This is a genomic window from Proteus hauseri ATCC 700826, assembly GCF_001654965.1.
Taxonomy (GTDB): Bacteria; Pseudomonadota; Gammaproteobacteria; order Enterobacterales; family Enterobacteriaceae; genus Proteus; species Proteus hauseri.
The window spans coordinates 1-1,959 of the sequence record NZ_LXEV01000039.1 but is presented as its reverse complement, the minus strand read 5'-3'; the positions used below and the strand labels follow the sequence as shown (position 1 = coordinate 1,959).

Annotated in this window: 2 rRNA genes; both read left to right on the top strand. The window is 52.0% G+C overall.

Going from position 1 to position 1,959, the window contains the following annotated elements:
* A 23S ribosomal RNA gene (locus tag M997_RS17020) occupies positions 1 to 1,724 on the top strand; the annotation flags it as partial.
* 113 nt (positions 1,725 to 1,837) lie between these two features.
* Positions 1,838 to 1,953, top strand: a 5S ribosomal RNA gene (rrf, locus tag M997_RS17015).
* Positions 1,954 to 1,959 lie beyond the last annotated feature (6 nt).

Genomic DNA, 1,959 nt, shown 5'->3' with positions numbered 1-1,959 from the left:
GTTGGGTAGGGGAGCGTTCTGTAAGCCTGCGAAGGTGTGCTGTGAGGCATGCTGGAGGTATCAGAAGTGCGAATGCTGACATAAGTAACGATAATGCGGGTGAAAAACCCGCACGCCGGAAGACCAAGGGTTCCTGTCCAACGTTAATCGGGGCAGGGTGAGTCGACCCCTAAGGCGAGGCTGAAAAGCGTAGTCGATGGGAAACGGGTTAATATTCCCGTACTGGTGGTAACTGCGATGGGGGAACGGAGAAGGCTAGGTTGTCCGGGCGACGGTTGTCCCGGTTCAAGCATGTAGGCAGAGTGATTAGGCAAATCCGGTCACTTAATGCTGAGGTGTGATGACGAACCACTAAGGTGGTGAAGCAATTGATGCCCTGCTTCCAGGAAAAGCCTCTAAGCTTCAGGTTACCAACAATCGTACCCCAAACCGACACAGGTGGTCAGGTAGAGAATACTCAGGCGCTTGAGAGAACTCGGGTGAAGGAACTAGGCAAAATGGTGCCGTAACTTCGGGAGAAGGCACGCTGGCGGTAAGTGAAGTCCCTTGCGGACAGAGCCGAAGCCAGTCGAAGATACCAGCTGGCTGCAACTGTTTATTAAAAACACAGCACTGTGCAAACACGAAAGTGGACGTATACGGTGTGACGCCTGCCCGGTGCTGGAAGGTTAATTGATGGGGTTATCCTTAGGGAGAAGCTCTTGATCGAAGCCCCAGTAAACGGCGGCCGTAACTATAACGGTCCTAAGGTAGCGAAATTCCTTGTCGGGTAAGTTCCGACCTGCACGAATGGCGTAATGATGGCCAGGCTGTCTCCACCCGAGACTCAGTGAAATTGAACTCGCTGTGAAGATGCAGTGTACCCGCGGCAAGACGGAAAGACCCCGTGAACCTTTACTATAGCTTGACACTGAACATTGAGCCTTGATGTGTAGGATAGGTGGGAGACTTTGAAGTGTGGACGCCAGTCTGCATGGAGTCAACCTTGAAATACCACCCTTTAACGTTTGATGTTCTAACCTAGGTCCATAATCTGGATCGGGGACCGTGTCTGGTGGGTAGTTTGACTGGGGCGGTCTCCTCCTAAAGAGTAACGGAGGAGCACGAAGGTTGGCTAAGCATGGTCGGACATCATGCGGTTAGTGCAAAGGCATAAGCCAGCTTGACTGTGAGAGTGACGGCTCGAGCAGGTACGAAAGTAGGTCTTAGTGATCCGGTGGTTCTGAATGGAAGGGCCATCGCTCAACGGATAAAAGGTACTCCGGGGATAACAGGCTGATACCGCCCAAGAGTTCATATCGACGGCGGTGTTTGGCACCTCGATGTCGGCTCATCACATCCTGGGGCTGAAGTAGGTCCCAAGGGTATGGCTGTTCGCCATTTAAAGTGGTACGCGAGCTGGGTTTAGAACGTCGTGAGACAGTTCGGTCCCTATCTGCCGTGGGCGTTGGAAGATTGAGAGGGGTTGCTCCTAGTACGAGAGGACCGGAGTGAACGCACCACTGGTGTTCGGGTTGTCATGCCAATGGCATTGCCCGGTAGCTAAGTGCGGAAGAGATAACCGCTGAAAGCATCTAAGCGGGAAACTTGCCTCGAGATGAGTCTTCCCTGTCACCTTGAGTGACCTAAAGGAACGTTTAAGACTAAGACGTTGATAGGCTGGGTGTGTAAGCGTAGCGATACGTTGAGCTAACCAGTACTAATGAACCGTGAGGCTTAACCTGACAACACCGAAGGTGTTTTGTCTGAGAGACGAAATTTGATGAAGTAAGCTTGTTTAAGATTGAAATTACTGGTTACGCGGAGAAATTGGCGTAACGGGTAATAACAGAATTTGCTTGGCGGCCATAGCGCAGCGGTCCCACCTGATCCCATGCCGAACTCAGAAGTGAAACGTTGTAGCGCCGATGGTAGTGTGGGGTCTCCCCATGTGAGAGTAGGGAACTGCCAGGCATTAAA